The 16,829-nt window shown below is 61.8% G+C and carries 13 protein-coding genes; 10 read left to right on the forward strand and 3 right to left on the reverse strand.

Going from position 1 to position 16,829, the window contains the following annotated elements:
* Positions 1 to 20: 20 nt before the first annotated feature.
* Positions 21 to 1,694: a GspE/PulE family protein gene (locus tag FS665_RS17425; RefSeq protein ID WP_145191031.1), complete on the reverse strand. Its 1,674-nt coding sequence runs from the start codon at positions 1,692 to 1,694 to the stop codon at positions 21 to 23.
* A gap of 208 nt (positions 1,695 to 1,902) precedes the next feature.
* On the opposite strand from FS665_RS17425, the gene FS665_RS17430 reads away from it, so the two are divergent.
* Positions 1,903 to 2,373 (forward strand): Lrp/AsnC family transcriptional regulator, encoded by a 471-nt coding sequence (locus FS665_RS17430; RefSeq protein WP_145191034.1) that lies wholly within the window; start codon positions 1,903 to 1,905, stop codon positions 2,371 to 2,373.
* Between the two features lie 39 nt (positions 2,374 to 2,412).
* Here FS665_RS17430 and FS665_RS17435 read toward each other — a convergent pair whose 3' ends face one another.
* Positions 2,413 to 3,780 carry a CYTH domain-containing protein gene (locus FS665_RS17435; protein WP_145191037.1) on the reverse strand — a complete coding sequence of 456 codons (1,368 nt, stop codon included), beginning with the start codon at positions 3,778 to 3,780 and terminating at the stop codon, positions 2,413 to 2,415.
* 115 nt (positions 3,781 to 3,895) lie between these two features.
* Here FS665_RS17435 and argE point away from each other — a divergent pair, with 115 nt between their 5' ends.
* Both argE and argA read left to right on the forward strand, forming a co-directional pair.
* Positions 3,896 to 5,038, forward strand: coding sequence for an acetylornithine deacetylase (gene argE / locus FS665_RS17440; RefSeq protein ID WP_145191040.1), 1,143 nt, complete (start codon positions 3,896 to 3,898; stop codon positions 5,036 to 5,038).
* 126 nt (positions 5,039 to 5,164) lie between these two features.
* Positions 5,165 to 6,463 (forward strand): amino-acid N-acetyltransferase, encoded by a 1,299-nt coding sequence (gene argA, locus FS665_RS17445; protein WP_145191043.1) that lies wholly within the window; start codon positions 5,165 to 5,167, stop codon positions 6,461 to 6,463.
* Between the two features lie 36 nt (positions 6,464 to 6,499).
* Here argA and FS665_RS17450 read toward each other — a convergent pair whose 3' ends face one another.
* Positions 6,500 to 7,876: a glutamine synthetase family protein gene (locus FS665_RS17450; RefSeq protein ID WP_145191046.1), complete on the reverse strand. Its 1,377-nt coding sequence runs from the start codon at positions 7,874 to 7,876 to the stop codon at positions 6,500 to 6,502.
* 574 nt (positions 7,877 to 8,450) lie between these two features.
* Here FS665_RS17450 and FS665_RS17460 point away from each other — a divergent pair.
* From FS665_RS17460 to FS665_RS17490, 7 genes are all read left to right on the forward strand, one after another.
* Entirely contained in the window at positions 8,451 to 9,809 is a 1,359-nt protein-coding gene (locus FS665_RS17460; protein WP_145191049.1) for a glutamine synthetase family protein, read from the forward strand.
* 46 nt (positions 9,810 to 9,855) lie between these two features.
* Entirely contained in the window at positions 9,856 to 11,217 is a 1,362-nt protein-coding gene (locus FS665_RS17465) for an aspartate aminotransferase family protein (protein ID WP_145191052.1), read from the forward strand.
* Between the two features lie 168 nt (positions 11,218 to 11,385).
* Positions 11,386 to 12,483 carry a polyamine ABC transporter substrate-binding protein gene (locus FS665_RS17470; RefSeq protein WP_145191055.1) on the forward strand — a complete coding sequence of 366 codons (1,098 nt, stop codon included), beginning with the start codon at positions 11,386 to 11,388 and terminating at the stop codon, positions 12,481 to 12,483.
* Positions 12,484 to 12,641: 158 nt separating this feature from the next.
* Entirely contained in the window at positions 12,642 to 13,736 is a 1,095-nt protein-coding gene (locus FS665_RS17475) for a polyamine ABC transporter substrate-binding protein (RefSeq protein WP_145191058.1), read from the forward strand.
* Positions 13,737 to 13,806: 70 nt separating this feature from the next.
* Positions 13,807 to 14,949, forward strand: coding sequence for a polyamine ABC transporter ATP-binding protein (potA, locus tag FS665_RS17480; RefSeq protein WP_145191061.1), 1,143 nt, complete (start codon positions 13,807 to 13,809; stop codon positions 14,947 to 14,949).
* On the forward strand, positions 14,946 to 15,866 hold the full coding sequence (locus FS665_RS17485; RefSeq protein WP_145191064.1) for an ABC transporter permease subunit: 921 nt from the start codon (positions 14,946 to 14,948) through the stop codon (positions 15,864 to 15,866). Before potA ends, FS665_RS17485 begins: the two co-directional genes overlap by 4 nt.
* Positions 15,863 to 16,756 (forward strand): ABC transporter permease subunit, encoded by an 894-nt coding sequence (locus FS665_RS17490; RefSeq protein ID WP_145191067.1) that lies wholly within the window; start codon positions 15,863 to 15,865, stop codon positions 16,754 to 16,756. The genes FS665_RS17485 and FS665_RS17490 overlap by 4 nt, the downstream gene beginning before the upstream one ends.
* Positions 16,757 to 16,829 lie beyond the last annotated feature (73 nt).

Here is a 16,829-nt window from a genome sequence, read left to right on the forward strand (position 1 = left end):
CCTCATGGCCAGGACTGTGCTCAGCCACAGACGCGCAGGACTTCTTCTGCGCAGGTCTGGCCAGCCTCCACCTTCGCCTCAGCGCAGCGGCGCAGGTCTATCAAGCCATCAGCCAATGCTTGTCGACGCAGTGCTCTCAGATCGGTGTCGGGACCGATCAAGGCACGCAAGCTGTCGCTGGGTTGCAGCAGCTCGAACAAGCCCGTGCGGCCGTGAAAACCTGTGTCACGGCAGGTCCGGCAACCGCTCGCGGTACTCCCACGACAAGCGCTGCACAGCGTGCGTACCAGGCGCTGGGCCATGACGCCGGCCAGCGTGGCTTTGATCAGATAGTCGGCCACTCCCAATTCCTGCAAGCGAACGATGGCGGCGCAGGCATCATTGGTGTGCAGCGTCGATAGCACCAGGTGGCCGGTCAACGCCGCCTGCACGGCGACCAGCGCGGTTTCGCGGTCGCGAATTTCGCCGATCATGATGATGTCCGGATCTTGCCGCAGCAGGGCCCTGACCCCGCTGGCGAAATCCAGGTCGAGGGCCGGCTGCACCTGCAGCTGATTGAAAGCCGGCTCCAAGCGCTCGATCGGATCTTCGATGGTGCACACGTTGACCTGGGGTGTCGCCAGCGACTTGAGGCTGGCGTAGAGCGTGCTGCTCTTGCCGGAACCGGTGGGGCCGGTCACCAGAATGATGCCCTGGCGCGCGCTCAGCAGGCGCTGCCACTGCGCCAGCTGCTCGCCTGCCAGGCCCAGGCGCTCGAAGCCTTCCTGTAACTGTTGCGGGTCGAACAGGCGTAACACCAGCTTTTCGCCGAACGGCGTGGGCAGGGTGGACAAGCGCAGCTCGACTTCGCGACCGCCCGGCAAACGGGTTTGCAGACGGCCGTCCTGTGGCAGACGTTTTTGTGCCACATCCATGCGCCCCAGGTGCTTCAAGCGGCTGATCAGCGCCAGGGTGACGCTCAAAGGAAAGGCGTAGACGTTGTGCAGCAGCCCATCGATGCGGTAGCGCAGCTGGCCACGCTCCTGGCGAGGCTCGAGATGAATGTCGCTGGCGCGCTGCTCAGCGGCATACTGCAACAGCCAGTCGACGATATGCATGATATGCGCATCGTCAGCGCTGACATCAGCCTGCCGGGCGCTCAGTTCGAGCAGGTGTTCGAGTTCGCCCAAACCTTCTGCCTGCTGGTGCTGCGCGTCTCTGACCGACTGCGCCAGGCGTTGAAATGACTGCGCCGCTTCGCGTATCTGCACAGGGCTGGCCAGCACGCGCCGGATCGGCCGGTCCATGCTGCGTGCCAGGTCGCTCAGCCAGTCCTCCTGATAGGGCTGGGCGCTGGCCACACTGATGCCGGCGGCGTCGGCTGCGACGATGAGGATGCCGTGGCGCTGGGCAAACGCCGGGGATATCAGGCCGCTGACTTGATTCAGGTCCAGCTGCAGCGGGTCGATGCGCATGTACGGCTGCCCGACCTTGTCGGCCAGCCACTGACACAGGTAATCCAGGTCGAGCGGGTGGCCAGGCTGCCGCCGGCTTTGCAGGCCACAGGCGGCAATCTGTTGCAACGGGTGGGCGGCAGGATGCGCGGTCGCGTGTTCGAGGATCAGCAGCGTGTCATTGGCATGCAGGTGGTAGTCGGCCAGCAGCGCTTGCAGCACTGCGGCAAGGTCGAGGGAATCGTCGGTGGGGTTTTTCATGGTGGCGTCCGTGCCGTGTGGAGCGGAGAAGGTTAGTACCGCTTCATCGCTTCGCACAGGCCAGTACGTTTCACGATCTTGCAGCAGCCCTGGGCTTGCCAGCAAGGCTAACTCATGCCCGTTAAGGCGCGCTGAGTTGAAGTATGATTCGCGCTGACCAAGGGTATTGATCGCACGATGCGCTAAGCCTGCGATAGGAGAATTGACCATGCAAAGCGAACTGGATAACTACGACCGGCGCATTCTCGAACTGCTGCAGGAGGATGCCTCGCTGTCCAGTGCGCAGATCGCCGAGCGTGTCGGGTTGTCGCAATCACCGTGCTGGCGCAGGATCCAACGGCTCAAGGAAGAGGGCATCATTCGCGCCCAGGTGACTTTGCTCGACCGCAAGAAGATCGGCTTGAACACACAGATTTTTGCCGAGGTGAAACTCAACGCCCATGGGCGCTCGAATTTTACCGAGTTCACCGAGGCCATTCGTGGCTTTCCCGAAGTGCTGGAATGCTACGTGCTGATGGGCTCAGTCGATTTTCTGTTGCGTATCGTGACTTCGGATATCGAGGCCTACGAACGGTTTTTCTTCGAAAAACTGTCCAATGTGCCAGGCATTCAGGAAGTGAACTCGATCGTCGCGCTGTCGCAGATCAAGTCCACCACCAGCTTGCCACTGGCCGGTTGAGCAGGGTGGCGCCGCTCCCGTTGCGGGAGCGGCTGATATTCATGCCTTGAGCAGATGCTTCCAGCCGCGACTTTGGTCGACCGCACGCGCCTGGTCGATGCGCGCTTCGAGCAGCTCATCGCTGATCGGCAGTTCGGCCAGCTCATGCAGCTTGCGCAGGTCGCCATACAGGCGGTCCATCTGCGGCGCTTCCAGCACTTGGCGGGCATGGTGCAGCCAGGTCAACAGCTGTTCGATACGCGGCAGCTGCTCGGCCAGGTCTTCCGGACGCTGGGTATAGAGCGGCAGCTTCAGCGCGCGGCCTTCTTCACCTAGCAGGTGCGCCAGCCAGCTGGCCAGTTGCGCCTTGCCCTGACGCTCGCCGCGACCCTTGCGCTCTGCGGTCCAGGCGCGGGCCAGCAGCCAGCGCGATGTGTCCAGCGAGAACTGGCCCCAACGCACGTCTTCAAGTTCTTCGATGAACTGCTCGGGCGCGGCGCGACGGATGTCTTCGTCGTCATTGCCGGCCTGCACCAATGGCCGCCAGTCTTCAAGCAGGGCATCGAGGCTGGCGCGCAGCTCACGCGTGCTGGCACGCGGCGCCGCCTGGCCAAGGCTCGCCACCAGCGCACGCAGTTCGGCAAGGCACTGCACCCAGTCCTGCAGCAAACGCCAGTGACCGTTGTGGCGGTATTGCTCGGCCAGGCGCTGGCTGCTGGCAAGCAATTGCCAGGCAAGCGCGCTGAAGGCGTCGTCCAGGGCCATTTCGGCGTCCAGCTCAACGGCCGGCAGGCCTAGGTCGTAGCTGTCCGGCTCCAGCAGGCGGTACCCGCGCTCGGCCTTGCTGATATCGCAAGGCATCAACGGCAGGCTGGCGGCCAGTTCAGCGGCCAGCTCCAGCAGTGCCTGGGGTTCACCCTCGCGCAGCTCCAGTTCCAGTTCGCAGATTGCTTCCTTGCGCTTGCCGGCTACGACGAAGCCCTGGTCCAGCGCGGCCTCGATCACCACCTTGCTTTTGCCGCGGCCCCAGGCGATTTCCGCGTACTCACGGGTGAAATCGGTGGTGAACAGGGGCTTGATGGTTTTTTTGTCCAGCGCGGCCAGTTGCTCGGGCCAGCAAGTGGCATCGAGCTTTTTCAGGTCGAGCTTGGGCTTGTCCAGGTTCCACTCGTACTCGTTGCGCTCGGACAGGCCCGCCACGCTCTGGCCGCGGCACTTGAGGGTCTGGATGACCACATCGCCATCGCGGCGCAGGCGCAGGGCCACGCGGGCGGCGGACAGCTCGCGCTCGGGCGTGTCGAAGTACTGGTTGGTCAGTTCGCGGGTCTGCCAGCCGGACTTGTTGCGCTTTTTCAGCAGAGGGTGCTCGCGCAGGGCGGCAAGGGTCTCGCGGCTGGCGCGGAGCTTGAGTTCGGTTTCTTTGTGCATCGCAGGCTCGAAGGAGGGGCATCGTTGTCAGGCAGTCTACAGGAGTCGGCCGGCAACGGTTTATTCCAGACGGCGGATAGTCCTATGATGGGCAACGCTTCCGAGGAGTATGCGCATGCCGTTGCCGACACTGAAAGACCAGTTTGCCGCTCTGATCGCGGCGCCCTCGGTGAGTTGCACCCAGCCTGCGCTTGACCAGAGCAACCGTCAGGTCATCGACCTGCTCGCCGGCTGGCTGGGCGACCTGGGGTTCAATTGCGATATCCGCCAAGTGACGCCGGGCAAGTTCAACCTGCTCGCCAGCCGCGGCACCGGCCCTGGCGGCTTGGTACTGGCCGGCCACAGCGACACGGTGCCGTTCGATGAGCAACTGTGGAACAGTGACCCGCTGAAACTGACCGAGCTCGAGGGGCGTTGGGTCGGCCTGGGCAGCTGTGACATGAAGGGTTTTTTCGCCCTGGTGATCGAGGCGGTGATCCCATTGCTGGCGCACGATTTCAAGCAGCCGCTGCTGATTCTTGCAACGTGCGACGAGGAAAGCTCCATGTCCGGCGCCCGCGCGTTGGCCGAGGCCGGCCAGCCGCTCGGCCGTGCGGCGGTGATCGGCGAGCCCACTGGCCTGCGTCCGATCCGCATGCACAAGGGCATTCTGATGGACCGCATCGATATTCTCGGGCGCAGCGGTCATTCTTCTGATCCAAGCCTGGGCCACAGCGCCCTGGAAGCCATGCATGCGGTGATGGGCGAGCTGATGACCCTGCGCGGGCAATGGCAGGAAACCTACCGCAATCCGCAGTTCAGCGTACCCACCCCGACGCTCAACTTCGGCTGCATCCATGGCGGCGACAATCCCAATCGCATCTGCGGGCAGTGCGCCCTGGAATTCGACCTACGCCCGTTACCGGGAATGGATGCTGCGCAACTGCGCGCCACCATCAGCGAAAAACTGCGCCCGCTAGCCGAGCGTCACCAGGTGCGTATCGACTATGCGCCGCTGTTCCCCGAGGTACCGGCTTTCGAGCAGGCGGCCGATGCCGAGCTGGTGCAGGTGGCCGAGCGCCTGACCGGTCATCGCGCCGAGGCGGTGGCGTTCGGTACCGAAGCGCCTTATCTTCAGCAGCTCGGTTGCCAGACCATCGTGCTCGGCCCTGGTGACATCGCCTGCGCTCACCAGCCTGGCGAGTATCTGGAAATGTCACGTATCGAGCCGACCGTGCGTCTATTGCGTGAACTGATTGGGCACTATTGCCTGAAGTAAACGTCCACCCCCTTGATTCGTTATTGCCTGAAGGAGACCGCGCGTGACCGCAAGCCTGTTCCGACGATGATCTTGAACGCCGTGTGATCCCACCGTTCTCCGTCCACTTTATCCACAGGCCCTGTCATGCCCGAATACGTCAACTGGCTGCGTCATGCCTCCCCTTACATCAATGCCCATCGCGACTGCACCTTTGTCGTCATGCTCCCCGGCGATGGCGTCGAGCATCCCAACTTCGGCAACATCGTTCACGACCTGGTGCTGCTGCACAGCCTGGGCGTGCGCCTGGTGCTGGTGCATGGCTCGCGTCCGCAGATCGAAAGCCGCCTGGCCGAGCGCGGCCTGACCCCGCACTATCACCGCGGCATGCGCATCACCGACGCGGCCACCCTGGATTGCGTGATCGATGCCGTCGGTGCCCTGCGCCTGGCCATCGAAGCACGCCTGTCGATGGATATCGCCGCCTCGCCCATGCAGGGCTCGCGCCTGCGTGTGGCGTCCGGCAACCTGGTCACGGCGCGGCCGATCGGCGTGCTCGAAGGGGTGGACTATCACCATACCGGCGAAGTGCGCCGGGTCGACCGCAAGGGTATCAGCCGCCTGCTCGATGAGCGCTCCATCGTGCTGCTGTCGCCGCTGGGCTATTCGCCTACCGGTGAAATCTTCAACCTGGCTTGCGAAGATGTCGCCACCCGCGCGGCCATCGAATTGAGCGCCGACAAGCTGCTGCTGTTCGGCGCCGAGCCTGGCCTGCTGGATGAAAGCGGCAAGCTGGTGCGTGAGCTGCGCCCGCAGCAGATTCCCCCGCATCTGGCGCGCCTGGGCAGCGATTATCAAGGCGAGCTGCTCGATGCCGCTGCCCAGGCCTGCAAAGGTGGCGTGGCGCGCAGCCACATCGTCAGTTATGCCGAAAACGGCGCGCTGCTGACCGAGCTGTTCACCCGCGAAGGTGGCGGTACGCTGGTGTCCCAGGAGCAATTCGAGGTGGTGCGCGAGGCGACCATCGAGGACGTCGGCGGCCTGCTCGACCTGATCAGCCCGCTGGAAGAGCAGGGCATTCTGGTGCGCCGTTCACGCGAAGTGCTCGAACGTGAAATCGAGCAGTTCAGTGTGGTCGAGCGTGAGGGCATGATCATCGCCTGTGCGGCGCTGTATCCGATTGCCGACTCCCAGGCCGGCGAACTCGCCTGCCTGGCAGTGAACCCGGAATACCGCCACGGGGGGCGCGGCGATGAGCTGCTTGAGCGCATCGAGGAGCGCGCGCGGCAGTTGGGGATCAATACGCTGTTCGTGCTTACCACCCGGACTGCGCATTGGTTCCGCGAGCGCGGCTTCGCACCCAGCGGCGTCGAGCGGCTGCCGGCGGCGCGCGCTTCGTTGTACAACTACCAGCGCAACTCGAAGATTTTCGAGAAGACGCTCTAAGCCTGCACCGCCCCCAAGTGGGGGCGGCACTTCGACTCATACGGTATGCAGATACCAGTTGTACTCGAGGTCGGAGATCGAATGCTCGAACTCCTCCAGCTCGCTTTCCTTGCACGCGACGAAGATGTCGATGTACTTCGGATCGATGTACTTGTTCAGGATTTCACTGTCGTCCAGCTCGCGCAGCGCATCGCGCAGGTTGTTCGGCAGGCTCTGCTCCAGCTGCTCGTAGGAGTTGCCTTCGATCGGCTCGCCCGGTTCGATCTTGTTGGTCAGGCCATGGTGCACGCCGGCAAGCACGGCGGCCATCATCAGGTACGGGTTGGCGTCGGCACCGGCTACGCGGTGTTCGATGCGCACGGCGTCCGGTGAGCCGGTCGGTACGCGCAATGCCACGGTCCGGTTGTCCAGACCCCAGCTCGGCGCGTTCGGCACGTAGAACTGTGCGCCGAAGCGACGGTACGAGTTGACGTTCGGGCAGAGGAACGCCATGGACGCGGGCAGGGTCTCGAGCACACCGCCGACAGCGTGACGTAGCGCGGCGTTCTGCTCGGGATCCTCGCTGGTGAAGATGTTGTTGCCATCTTTGTCCAGCACGGAAATGTGTACATGCAGGCCATTGCCAGCCTGACCCGGGTAGGGCTTGGCCATGAAGGTGGTGTCCATTTCATGGTCGTAGGCGATGTTCTTGATCAGGCGCTTGAGCAGCACCGCGTAGTCGCAGGCCTTGAGCGGATCGGGAACGTGATGCAGGTTGACTTCGAACTGCGCCGGGGCGCTTTCCTTGACGATCGCGTCGGCAGGGATGCCCTGCTCCTTGGCGCCTTCGAGGATGTCCTGCAGGCAGTCGGCGTATTCGTCGAGGTCGTCGATCAGGTACACCTGGGTCGACTGCGGGCGTTTACCGGAGATGGGCGAGCGCGGCGGCTGTGGTCGGCCGTTCACGTTCTCCTGGTCGATCAGGTAGAACTCCAGCTCGAAAGCGGCGCAGATGGTCAGGCCCATGTCGGTGAACTTGCTCACCACCTGGCGCAACACTTCACGCGGGTCGGCGAAGAACGGCTCGCCTTCGATTTCGTGCATGGTCATCAGCAGCTGCGCAGTGGGGCGCTTCTGCCAAGGTTCGTTGGAAAGGGTGTCCGGAATCGGATAGCAGATGCGGTCTGCGTCGCCGATGTCCAGGCCGAGCCCGGTGCTTTCGACGGTAGAACCGTTGATGTCCAGGGCAAAGAGGGAGGCAGGCAGGTTGATGCCTTTTTCGTAAACCTTGTGGAGGCTGGTGCGCTCAATGCGCTTGCCACGCACCACACCATTCATATCTGCAATCAGAAGGTCAACGTAGAGAACCTCAGGATGTTCCTTAAGGAACGCGTTCGCTTCGTTAAGCTGAACGGCACGCGGGGGTACCGACATGATGCAACACCTTTGTTGTTAAAAATATCAATCAAGGGGGGCTTGCAGGTCCAGTCAATCGAAAAGACAAACTGATGTCAAGCCAACCCCGTGATGCCCTGAAATGGCACAGCGACGGCAGATTTGCTGCATATCGGGGCGCGCCATTATCCGCTATTTCCCGCTCGAAGAGCTATCTCCGCCAAGCCGTGTTTTATTTTTTACGGAAGAGTTGTGTAAAAAAATTAACAAGGCTAAGCTCGGACGCAACCCAAAACACAATAATACGAGGGTCACATGGTCCGCCTGTCGCGACCTGAATGCGCTGCCTGCGCAGTGCAGCCCGGTCTTCCTGACGTGCTCGCAGATGCCGCTAAAGCAGTGGCCGCCGTGGTCGCAATAATTGACGTTATGCGTCTGTGCGTCTTCCCTCGTTACGCTTTTTCGTTGCTCTTCTCGTACTCCTGCCCTTCGATGCCACCTTGGACACGCTTGATTTCAGTGTATCCACAGTGCGCCTGTGCGTGGGTTTTTGCTTTAGCAATCTACTCCATCCAGAATCAGAGCGCGGACCACCTTACCTCCTGAGGTATTTATGAGTAACAACCTCGACCAGCTCACCGATTGGTTGAAAGAGCACAAGATCACTGAAGTCGAATGCCTGATCAGCGACCTGACCGGCATCACTCGCGGCAAGATTTCGCCGACCAACAAGTTCATCGCCGAAAAGGGCATGCGTCTGCCCGAAAGCGTGCTGCTGCAGACCGTGACTGGCGACTACGTCGACGATGACATCTACTACGACCTGCTCGACCCGGCTGACATCGACATGATCTGCCGCCCCGACCAGGACGCCGTATTCCTGGTGCCCTGGGCCATCGAGCCGACCGCCCAGGTGATTCACGACACCTACGACAAGAAGGGCAACCCGGTCGAGCTGTCGCCGCGCAACGTGCTCAAGAAGGTACTCAAGCTCTACGCGGATCGCGGCTGGCAGCCAATCGTCGCGCCAGAAATGGAGTTCTATCTGACCAAGCGCAGCGAAGACCCCGACTTCCCCCTGCAGCCGCCAGTCGGCCGCTCTGGGCGCCCGGAAACCGGGCGCCAGTCGTTCTCGATCGAAGCTGCCAACGAATTCGACCCGCTGTTCGAAGATGTCTACGACTGGTGCGAACTGCAACGCCTGGACCTCGATACGCTGATCCACGAAGACGGCACGGCGCAGATGGAGATCAACTTCCGCCATGGCGACGCGCTGCACCTGGCCGACCAGATCCTGGTGTTCAAGCGCACCATGCGCGAGGCTGCGCTCAAGCACAACGTGGCTGCGACCTTCATGGCCAAGCCCATGACCGGCGAGCCGGGCAGCGCCATGCACTTGCACCAGAGCGTGGTCGACGTGAACACCGGCAAGAACATCTTCAGCAATGAAGACGGCAGCATGAGCCAGCTGTTCCTACACCACATCGGCGGCCTGCAGAAGTTCATCCCCGAAGCGCTGCCGCTGTTCGCCCCCAACGTCAACTCGTTCCGCCGCTTCCTGCCCGATACCTCGGCGCCAGTGAACGTGGAGTGGGGCGAGGAAAACCGCACCGTAGGCCTGCGTGTACCGGATGCCGGGCCGCAGAACCGCCGGGTCGAAAACCGCCTGCCGGGCGCCGATGCCAACCCGTACCTGGCCATCGCCGCCAGCCTGTTGTGTGGCTATATCGGCATGGTCGAGGGCATCGAGGCCAGCGCGCCGGTGCAAGGCCGTGGCTACGAGCGGCGCAACCTGCGCTTGCCGCTGACCATCGAAGATGCGCTCGAGCGCATGGAGATCAGCCGCGCGCTGGTGCAATACCTGGGCAAGAAATTCATCACCGGCTACGTCGCGACCAAGCGTGCCGAGCATGAAAACTTCAAACGCGTCATCAGCTCCTGGGAGCGTGAGTTCCTGCTGTTCGCTGTCTGATCAACCCTGAGCCCGCCTGGGCGGGCGCCGGAAAATGGAGAGGCACATGAGCGTCAACAACCCGCAAACCCGTGAATGGCAGAACCTGAGCGGTGAGCACCACCTTGCACCTTTCTCTGACTACAAGCAGTTGAAGGAGAAAGGGCCGCGTATCATCACCAGGGCCCAAGGTGTGCATTTGTGGGACAGCGAAGGTCAGCAGATCCTCGACGGCATGGCCGGACTTTGGTGCGTGGCGGTCGGTTACGGCCGTGAGGAACTGGTGCAGGCAGCCGAAAAGCAGATGCGCGAGCTGCCGTACTACAACCTGTTCTTCCAGACCGCTCACCCGCCGGCACTGGAGCTGGCCAAGGCCATCACCGAAGTGGCGCCTGCGGGCATGACCCATGTGTTCTTCACCGGCTCCGGCTCCGAGGGCAACGACACCGTGCTGCGCATGGTCCGTCACTACTGGGCCCTGCAAGGCAAACCGCACAAGCAGACCCTCATCGGCCGGGTCAATGGCTACCATGGCTCGACCGTCGCCGGTGCCAGCCTGGGCGGCATGAGTGGCATGCACGAACAGGGCGGCCTGCCGATTCCGGGCATCGTGCACATCCCGCAGCCTTACTGGTTTGGCGAAGGCGGCGACATGAGCCCCGATGAATTCGGCGTGTGGGCCGCCGAGCAGCTCGAGCAGAAGATTCTCGAAGTCGGCGAAGACAACGTCGCTGCATTCATTGCCGAGCCCATCCAGGGCGCGGGCGGGGTGATCATTCCACCGGAAACCTACTGGCCGAAGATCAAGGAAATTCTCGCCAAGTACGACATCCTGTTCGTCGCTGACGAAGTCATCTGTGGCTTCGGGCGTACCGGCCAGTGGTTCGGCTCCGACTACTACGGTCTGACCCCCGACCTGATGACCATCGCCAAGGGCCTGACCTCCGGTTACATCCCCATGGGCGGTGTGATCGTGCGTGACAAGGTGGCCAAGGTGCTCAGCGAAGGCGGCGACTTCAACCACGGCTTCACCTACTCCGGTCACCCGGTCGCGGCGGCTGTGGGTCTGGAAAACCTGCGCATCCTGCGCGATGAGAACATCGTCGAGAAGGCGCGCACGGAAGCGGCACCGTATTTGCAAAAGCGTTTGCGTGAACTGCAGGACCACCCACTGGTGGGCGAAGTGCGCGGGCTCGGCCTGCTCGGGGCGATCGAACTGGTCAAGGACAAGTCCACCCGCAGCCGTCACGAAGGCAAGGGCGTGGGCATGATCTGCCGCAATTTCTGCTTCGACAACGGCCTGATCATGCGCGCGGTGGGCGACACCATGATCATTGCGCCACCGTTGGTCATCAGTCATGCAGAGATCGACGAGCTGGTGGAAAAGGCGCGCAAATGCCTGGACTTGACGCTGGAGGCGCTTGCATAGGCGTTTGCTAGGCTAGCGATGTGACATTAAGTCGTTACAAGGCCCTGCTTTCCTTGATAGGGGGCCTTCTAACTTGCCAGACTAGCGACTGTTTCAGTCGCCGCGCGCGCTGCACCGTGGGTCCTGGCTGCTAAACAGTCGCTTAACAAAAATTCTGGAGCATTACGCATGAATAAAATGGGCAAGACGTTGCTGGCCGCCGCCCTGATGGGTGGCATGGCCTCCGCTGTTCAGGCTGAAGACAAAGTGTTGAATGTCTACAACTGGTCGGACTACATCGCGGCGGACACCATCGCCAAGTTCGAGAAGCAGACCGGCATCAAGGTCAAGTACGACGTCTTCGACAGCAACGAAACCCTGGAAGCCAAGCTGCTGGCAGGCAAGTCGGGTTACGACATCGTGGTACCGTCCAACAACTTCCTGGCCAAGCAGATCAAGGCTGGCGTGTACGAAGAGCTGGACCGCTCCAAGCTGCCGAACTGGAAAAACCTCGACCCCGACCTGCTCAAGGCCGTCGGCGATGCCAGTGACCCGGGTAACAAGCACGCTTTCCCGTACATGTGGGGCTCGATCGGCATCGGCTACAACCCAGAGAAGGTCAAGGCTGCGCTGGGCGTGGACAAGATCGATTCGTGGGACGTGGTGTTCAAGCCTGAAAACATTGCCAAGCTCAAGAGTTGTGGCGTGAGCTTCCTCGATGCGCCGACCGAAATGCTGCCAGCTGCGCTGCACTACCTGGGCCTGCCGAGCAACAGCACCAAAAAAGAAGACCTCAAGGCGGCAGAGGACCTGTTCCTCAAGATCCGTCCTTCGATCACCTACTTCCACTCGTCCAAGTACATCGGCGACATGGCCAACGGCAACATCTGCGTGGCGGTTGGCTACTCGGGTGACCTGGAGCAGTCCAAGGCCCGCGCCCACGAAGCCGGCGACAAGGTCAAGGTCGACTACGTGATTCCCAAAGAGGGTGCCGGCACCTTCTACGACATGGTCGCCGTTCCCAAGGATGCTGATCATAAAGACGCCGCCTACCAGTTCATGAATTTCCTCATGCAGCCGGAAATCATGGCCGAGATCACCAACGCCGTACGCTTCCCGAACGGCAACCAGGCCGCGACTCAGTTCGTCGACAAGGACATCACCAGCGATCCAAGCATCTACCCGCCTGCCGAGGTGAAGAAACAGCTGTATGCGATCGCCGCCCCCGAGGCCGCCGCGCAGCGTGTGATCACCCGCAGCTGGACCAAGATCAAGTCGGGCAAGTAAGCCCACGGCATCCGCTCTGGGCCGGGGGTCCCCGGTCCAGAGCCAGTGAAAGGCAATTGATGATTGCGGCATCGGGGCTGCGAAGGTAAGTTGCGCGCCGGTTTTGCGTGTGCGGCAGTCCCGTCGCGACCCAGGCACTGATTGTGAGGACCACCCACTTGTGTATTTCCATTTTGCGTAAGGCCTTGCTGGCCGGAGCGGGCCTGACGCTGGCATGCAGCGTCCAAGCGGCGCCAACGGTGCACCTTTACAACTGGTCCGATTACATCGGCCCGACCACCTTGGCAGATTTCCACAAGGCTACCGGCATCAAGCCCGTCCAGGATGTGTTCGACTCCAACGAAACTTTGGAAGGCAAATTACTGGCAGGCAATACCGGCTATGACGTGGTCGTGCCGTCCAACCATTTTCTGGGCAAGCAGATCAAGGCCGGTGCGTTCCAGAAGCTTGACCGCACCCTGCTGCCCAACTACGCCAACCTCGACCCCGCATTGATGAAGCGCCTGGAAAAGAACGACCCGGGCAATCAATACGCGGTGCCGTACCTGTGGGGCACCAACGGCATTGGTTACAACGTCGACAAGGTCAAGGCTGCGCTGGGCGTGGGCACCATTGACTCCTGGGCGGTGTTGTTCGAACCCGAGAACATGAAGAAGCTCTCCAAATGCGGCGTTGCCTTCCTCGACTCGGCCGATGAGATGCTCCCGGCGGTGCTCAACTACATGGGGCTGAACCCCAACAGCACCGACCCCAAGGATTACGCCAAGGCTGAAAAGAAACTGCTGGCCGTGCGTCCGTACGTCACCTACTTCCACTCTTCCAAGTACATCACCGACCTGGCCAACGGCGACATCTGCGTCGCGGCGGGTTTCTCCGGTGATGTGTTCCAGGCCAAGGCGCGCGCCGAAGAAGCCAAGAAGGGCGTGAACCTGGCATACGCCATTCCCAAGGAGGGCGGCAACCTCTGGTTCGATGTACTGGCGATCCCCAAGGACGCCAGGAACGTCAAGGAGGCCCATGCCTTCATCAACTATTTGCTGAAACCTGAGGTTATCGCCCAGGTCAGTGATTACGTCGGTTACGCCAACCCGAACCCCAAGGCTGGCGACCTGATGGACCAGGCCGTGAGGACTGACGCCGCGGTTTACCCACCGCAGGAAGTGCTGGACAAGATGTTCGTGAACTCAGAGTTGCCGCCGAAGGTGCAGCGTCTGATGACCCGCAGCTGGACCAAGGTCAAGTCGGGCAAGTAATCATCCAGACCCGCTGCGGCCTCCCTGGTGGGGCTGCGTGGGCACAAAAATCTTGTTGGGAGTTTCATTCATGGCAGTTGCCTCCGGTGCCTATAAAAAAGCCCTCGAGGGTGGCCAGCAACCCAAGCAGGTGCTGGTCAAGATCGATCGGGTTACAAAAAAATTCGACGAAACGGTGGCCGTGGACGACGTGTCCCTGGAGATCCGCAAGGGTGAGATTTTCGCCCTGCTCGGCGGCTCCGGCTCCGGCAAGTCGACCTTGCTGCGCATGCTGGCGGGTTTCGAGCGCCCGACCGAGGGGCGGATCTTCCTCGACGGCGTCGACATCACCGATATGCCGCCCTACGAGCGGCCGATCAACATGATGTTCCAGTCCTATGCGCTGTTCCCGCACATGACCGTGGCGCAGAACATCGCCTTCGGCCTGCAACAGGACAAGATGCCCAAGGCCGAGATCGACGCGCGGGTGGCCGAGATGCTCAAGCTGGTGCACATGACCCAGTACGCCAAGCGCAAACCGCACCAGCTCTCCGGTGGCCAGCGCCAGCGGGTGGCCTTGGCCCGCTCCCTGGCCAAGCGCCCCAAGCTGTTGCTGCTCGATGAGCCGATGGGCGCCTTGGACAAGAAGCTGCGCTCGCAGATGCAACTGGAGCTGGTGGAGATCATCGAGCGCGTGGGCGTGACCTGCGTGATGGTGACCCACGACCAGGAAGAGGCCATGACCATGGCCCAACGTATCGCCATCATGCACCTGGGTTGGATTGCCCAGATCGGCTCGCCTGTGGATATCTACGAGACACCGACCAGTCGCCTGGTCTGTGAATTCATCGGCAACGTCAACCTGTTCGAAGCCGAGGTGATCGACGATGCCGAAGGCCATGCGCTGATCGCCTCGCCCGAACTGGAGCGCAAGATCTACGTCGGCCACGGCGTGTCCACCTCGGTGGAAGACAAGCACATCACCTACGCGCTGCGCCCGGAAAAGATGCTGGTCACCACCGTGCAACCGGACTTCGAGTACAACTGGTCGCGTGGCAAGGTGCACGACATCGCCTACCTGGGCGGCCACTCGGTGTTCTATGTCGAGCTGCCAAGCGGCAAGGTCGTGCAGTCGTTCGTCGCCAATGCCGAGCGCCAGGGCGCCCGGCCGACCTGGGGCGATGAAGTGTACGTGTGGTGGGAAGACGACAGCGGCGTGGTACTTCGCTCATGAAAGTGCGCAAGCTCAAGCGAGCCTTCCGACGCGTCACTCCGCAAGGGCGGCATTGGGTGATCGGCGTGCCGTTCATCTGGCTGTTCCTGTTCTTCATGCTGCCGTTCTTCATCGTTTTGAAGATCAGCTTCGCCGAAGCCGACGTGGCGATTCCGCCTTATACCGAGGTCTTCAGTTACGTCGAAGACAAGCTGCAGCTGGTGCTCAACCTGGCCAACTACGGGCTGCTGACCGAGGATGAGCTGTACATCTCGGCCTATCTTGGGTCATTGAAGATGGCCTTCATCAGCACACTGCTGTGCCTGCTGATCGGCTACCCGATGGCTTACTCGATCGCCAACGCCAAGAAGGAAACCCAGACGGTCTTGCTGTTGCTGATCATGATGCCGACCTGGACGGCGATCCTGATCCGCGTCTATGCCTGGATGGGGATTCTCAGCAACAACGGTCTGCTCAACGGCTTCCTGATGTGGACCGGGTTGATCGACCAGCCGCTGCAGATCCTCAACACCAACCTGGCGGTGTATATCGGCGTGGTCTATTCCTACCTGCCGTTCATGATCCTGCCGCTGTTCGCCAACCTGGTGAAGCATGACCCCAGCTTGCTCGAAGCCGCATCCGACCTGGGCTCGAGTACCTTCAACAGCTTCTGGAAGATCACCGTGCCGCTGTCGAAGAACGGCATCATCGCCGGCTGCATGCTGGTGTTCATTCCAGTCGTGGGCGAGTTCGTCATCCCTGAACTGCTGGGCGGTCCGGAAACCCTGATGATCGGCAAGGTGCTGTGGCAGGAATTCTTCAACAACCGCGACTGGCCGGTGGCCTCGGCGCTGGCGGTGGTGATGCTGGCGATCCTGATCGTGCCGATTCTGCTGTTCAACCGCAGCCAGGCCAAAGAAATGGAGGGCAGGGCATGAAACGCTTCGGGTTTTCCAAGCTGATGCTGGTGCTCGGCTTGCTGTTCATCTACCTGCCGATGCTGATCCTGGTGATCTACTCGTTCAACGCCTCCAAGCTGGTGACGGTATGGGGAGGCTGGTCGGTGAAGTGGTACGTCGGCCTGCTCGACAACACCCAGCTGATGGGGTCGGTGATGCGCTCGCTGGAGATCGCCTGCTATACCGCGGTCGCCGCCGTGGCGCTGGGCACCCTGGCGGCGTTCGTGCTGACCCGGGTCACCCGTTTCAAGGGCCGTACCTTGTTCGGTGGCTTGGTCACCGCGCCGCTGGTCATGCCTGAGGTGATCACCGGTCTGTCGCTGTTGCTGCTGTTCGTGGCCATGGCGCAGTTGATCGGCTGGCCGCAGGAGCGCGGCATCGTCACCATCTGGATCGCACATACCACCTTCTGCGCGGCCTATGTCGCGGTGGTGGTGTCGGCCCGCCTGCGCGAGCTGGACCTGTCGATCGAAGAGGCGGCCATGGACCTGGGCGCCAAGCCGTGGAAGGTGTTCTTCCTGATCACCATCCCGATGATCGCGCCGTCGCTGGCGGCGGGCGGCATGATGTCGTTCGCCCTGTCGCTGGATGACCTGGTGCTGGCGAGCTTCGTTTCAGGCCCGGGATCGACGACCTTGCCCATGGAAGTGTTCTCGGCGGTGCGCCTTGGCGTGAAGCCAGAGATCAACGCCGTGGCCAGCCTGATCCTGCTGTCGGTGTCGCTGGTGACCTTCTTCGTCTGGTTCTTCAGCCGCCGCGCCGAAGAGCGTCGCCGCCGGGCCATTCAGCAAGCCATCGAGGAAGGCGCCGCGGCCAACGCCTCGCAGCCCCAGGTCAAGCGTCCCTCGCAGCAGCCAGCTTCCGCCTGATCTGCTCGCCCCGTGCCGTGCCGGTATCTGGCGTTGCGCGGGGCGGCAGGGCAAAAGTGATGTTTATCGAACC

Source organism: Pseudomonas sp. URMO17WK12:I11 (assembly GCF_007677725.1).
In the GTDB taxonomy this organism is placed as follows: domain Bacteria; phylum Pseudomonadota; class Gammaproteobacteria; order Pseudomonadales; family Pseudomonadaceae; genus Aquipseudomonas.

Bases quoted from the DNA above. Each gene is read 5' to 3' on its own strand.
- FS665_RS17425 (WP_145191031.1), bottom strand. From the start codon at position 1,694: ATGAAAAACCCCACCGACGATTCCCTCGACCTTGCCGCAGTGCTGCAA.
- FS665_RS17430 (WP_145191034.1), top strand. From the start codon at position 1,903: ATGCAAAGCGAACTGGATAACTACGACCGGCGCATTCTCGAACTGCTG.
- FS665_RS17435 (WP_145191037.1), bottom strand. From the start codon at position 3,780: ATGCACAAAGAAACCGAACTCAAGCTCCGCGCCAGCCGCGAGACCCTT.
- argE (WP_145191040.1), top strand. From the start codon at position 3,896: ATGCCGTTGCCGACACTGAAAGACCAGTTTGCCGCTCTGATCGCGGCG.
- argA (WP_145191043.1), top strand. From the start codon at position 5,165: ATGCCCGAATACGTCAACTGGCTGCGTCATGCCTCCCCTTACATCAAT.
- FS665_RS17450 (WP_145191046.1), bottom strand. From the start codon at position 7,876: ATGTCGGTACCCCCGCGTGCCGTTCAGCTTAACGAAGCGAACGCGTTC.
- FS665_RS17460 (WP_145191049.1), top strand. From the start codon at position 8,451: ATGAGTAACAACCTCGACCAGCTCACCGATTGGTTGAAAGAGCACAAG.
- FS665_RS17465 (WP_145191052.1), top strand. From the start codon at position 9,856: ATGAGCGTCAACAACCCGCAAACCCGTGAATGGCAGAACCTGAGCGGT.
- FS665_RS17470 (WP_145191055.1), top strand. From the start codon at position 11,386: ATGAATAAAATGGGCAAGACGTTGCTGGCCGCCGCCCTGATGGGTGGC.
- potA (WP_145191061.1), top strand. From the start codon at position 13,807: ATGGCAGTTGCCTCCGGTGCCTATAAAAAAGCCCTCGAGGGTGGCCAG.
- FS665_RS17485 (WP_145191064.1), top strand. From the start codon at position 14,946: ATGAAAGTGCGCAAGCTCAAGCGAGCCTTCCGACGCGTCACTCCGCAA.
- FS665_RS17490 (WP_145191067.1), top strand. From the start codon at position 15,863: ATGAAACGCTTCGGGTTTTCCAAGCTGATGCTGGTGCTCGGCTTGCTG.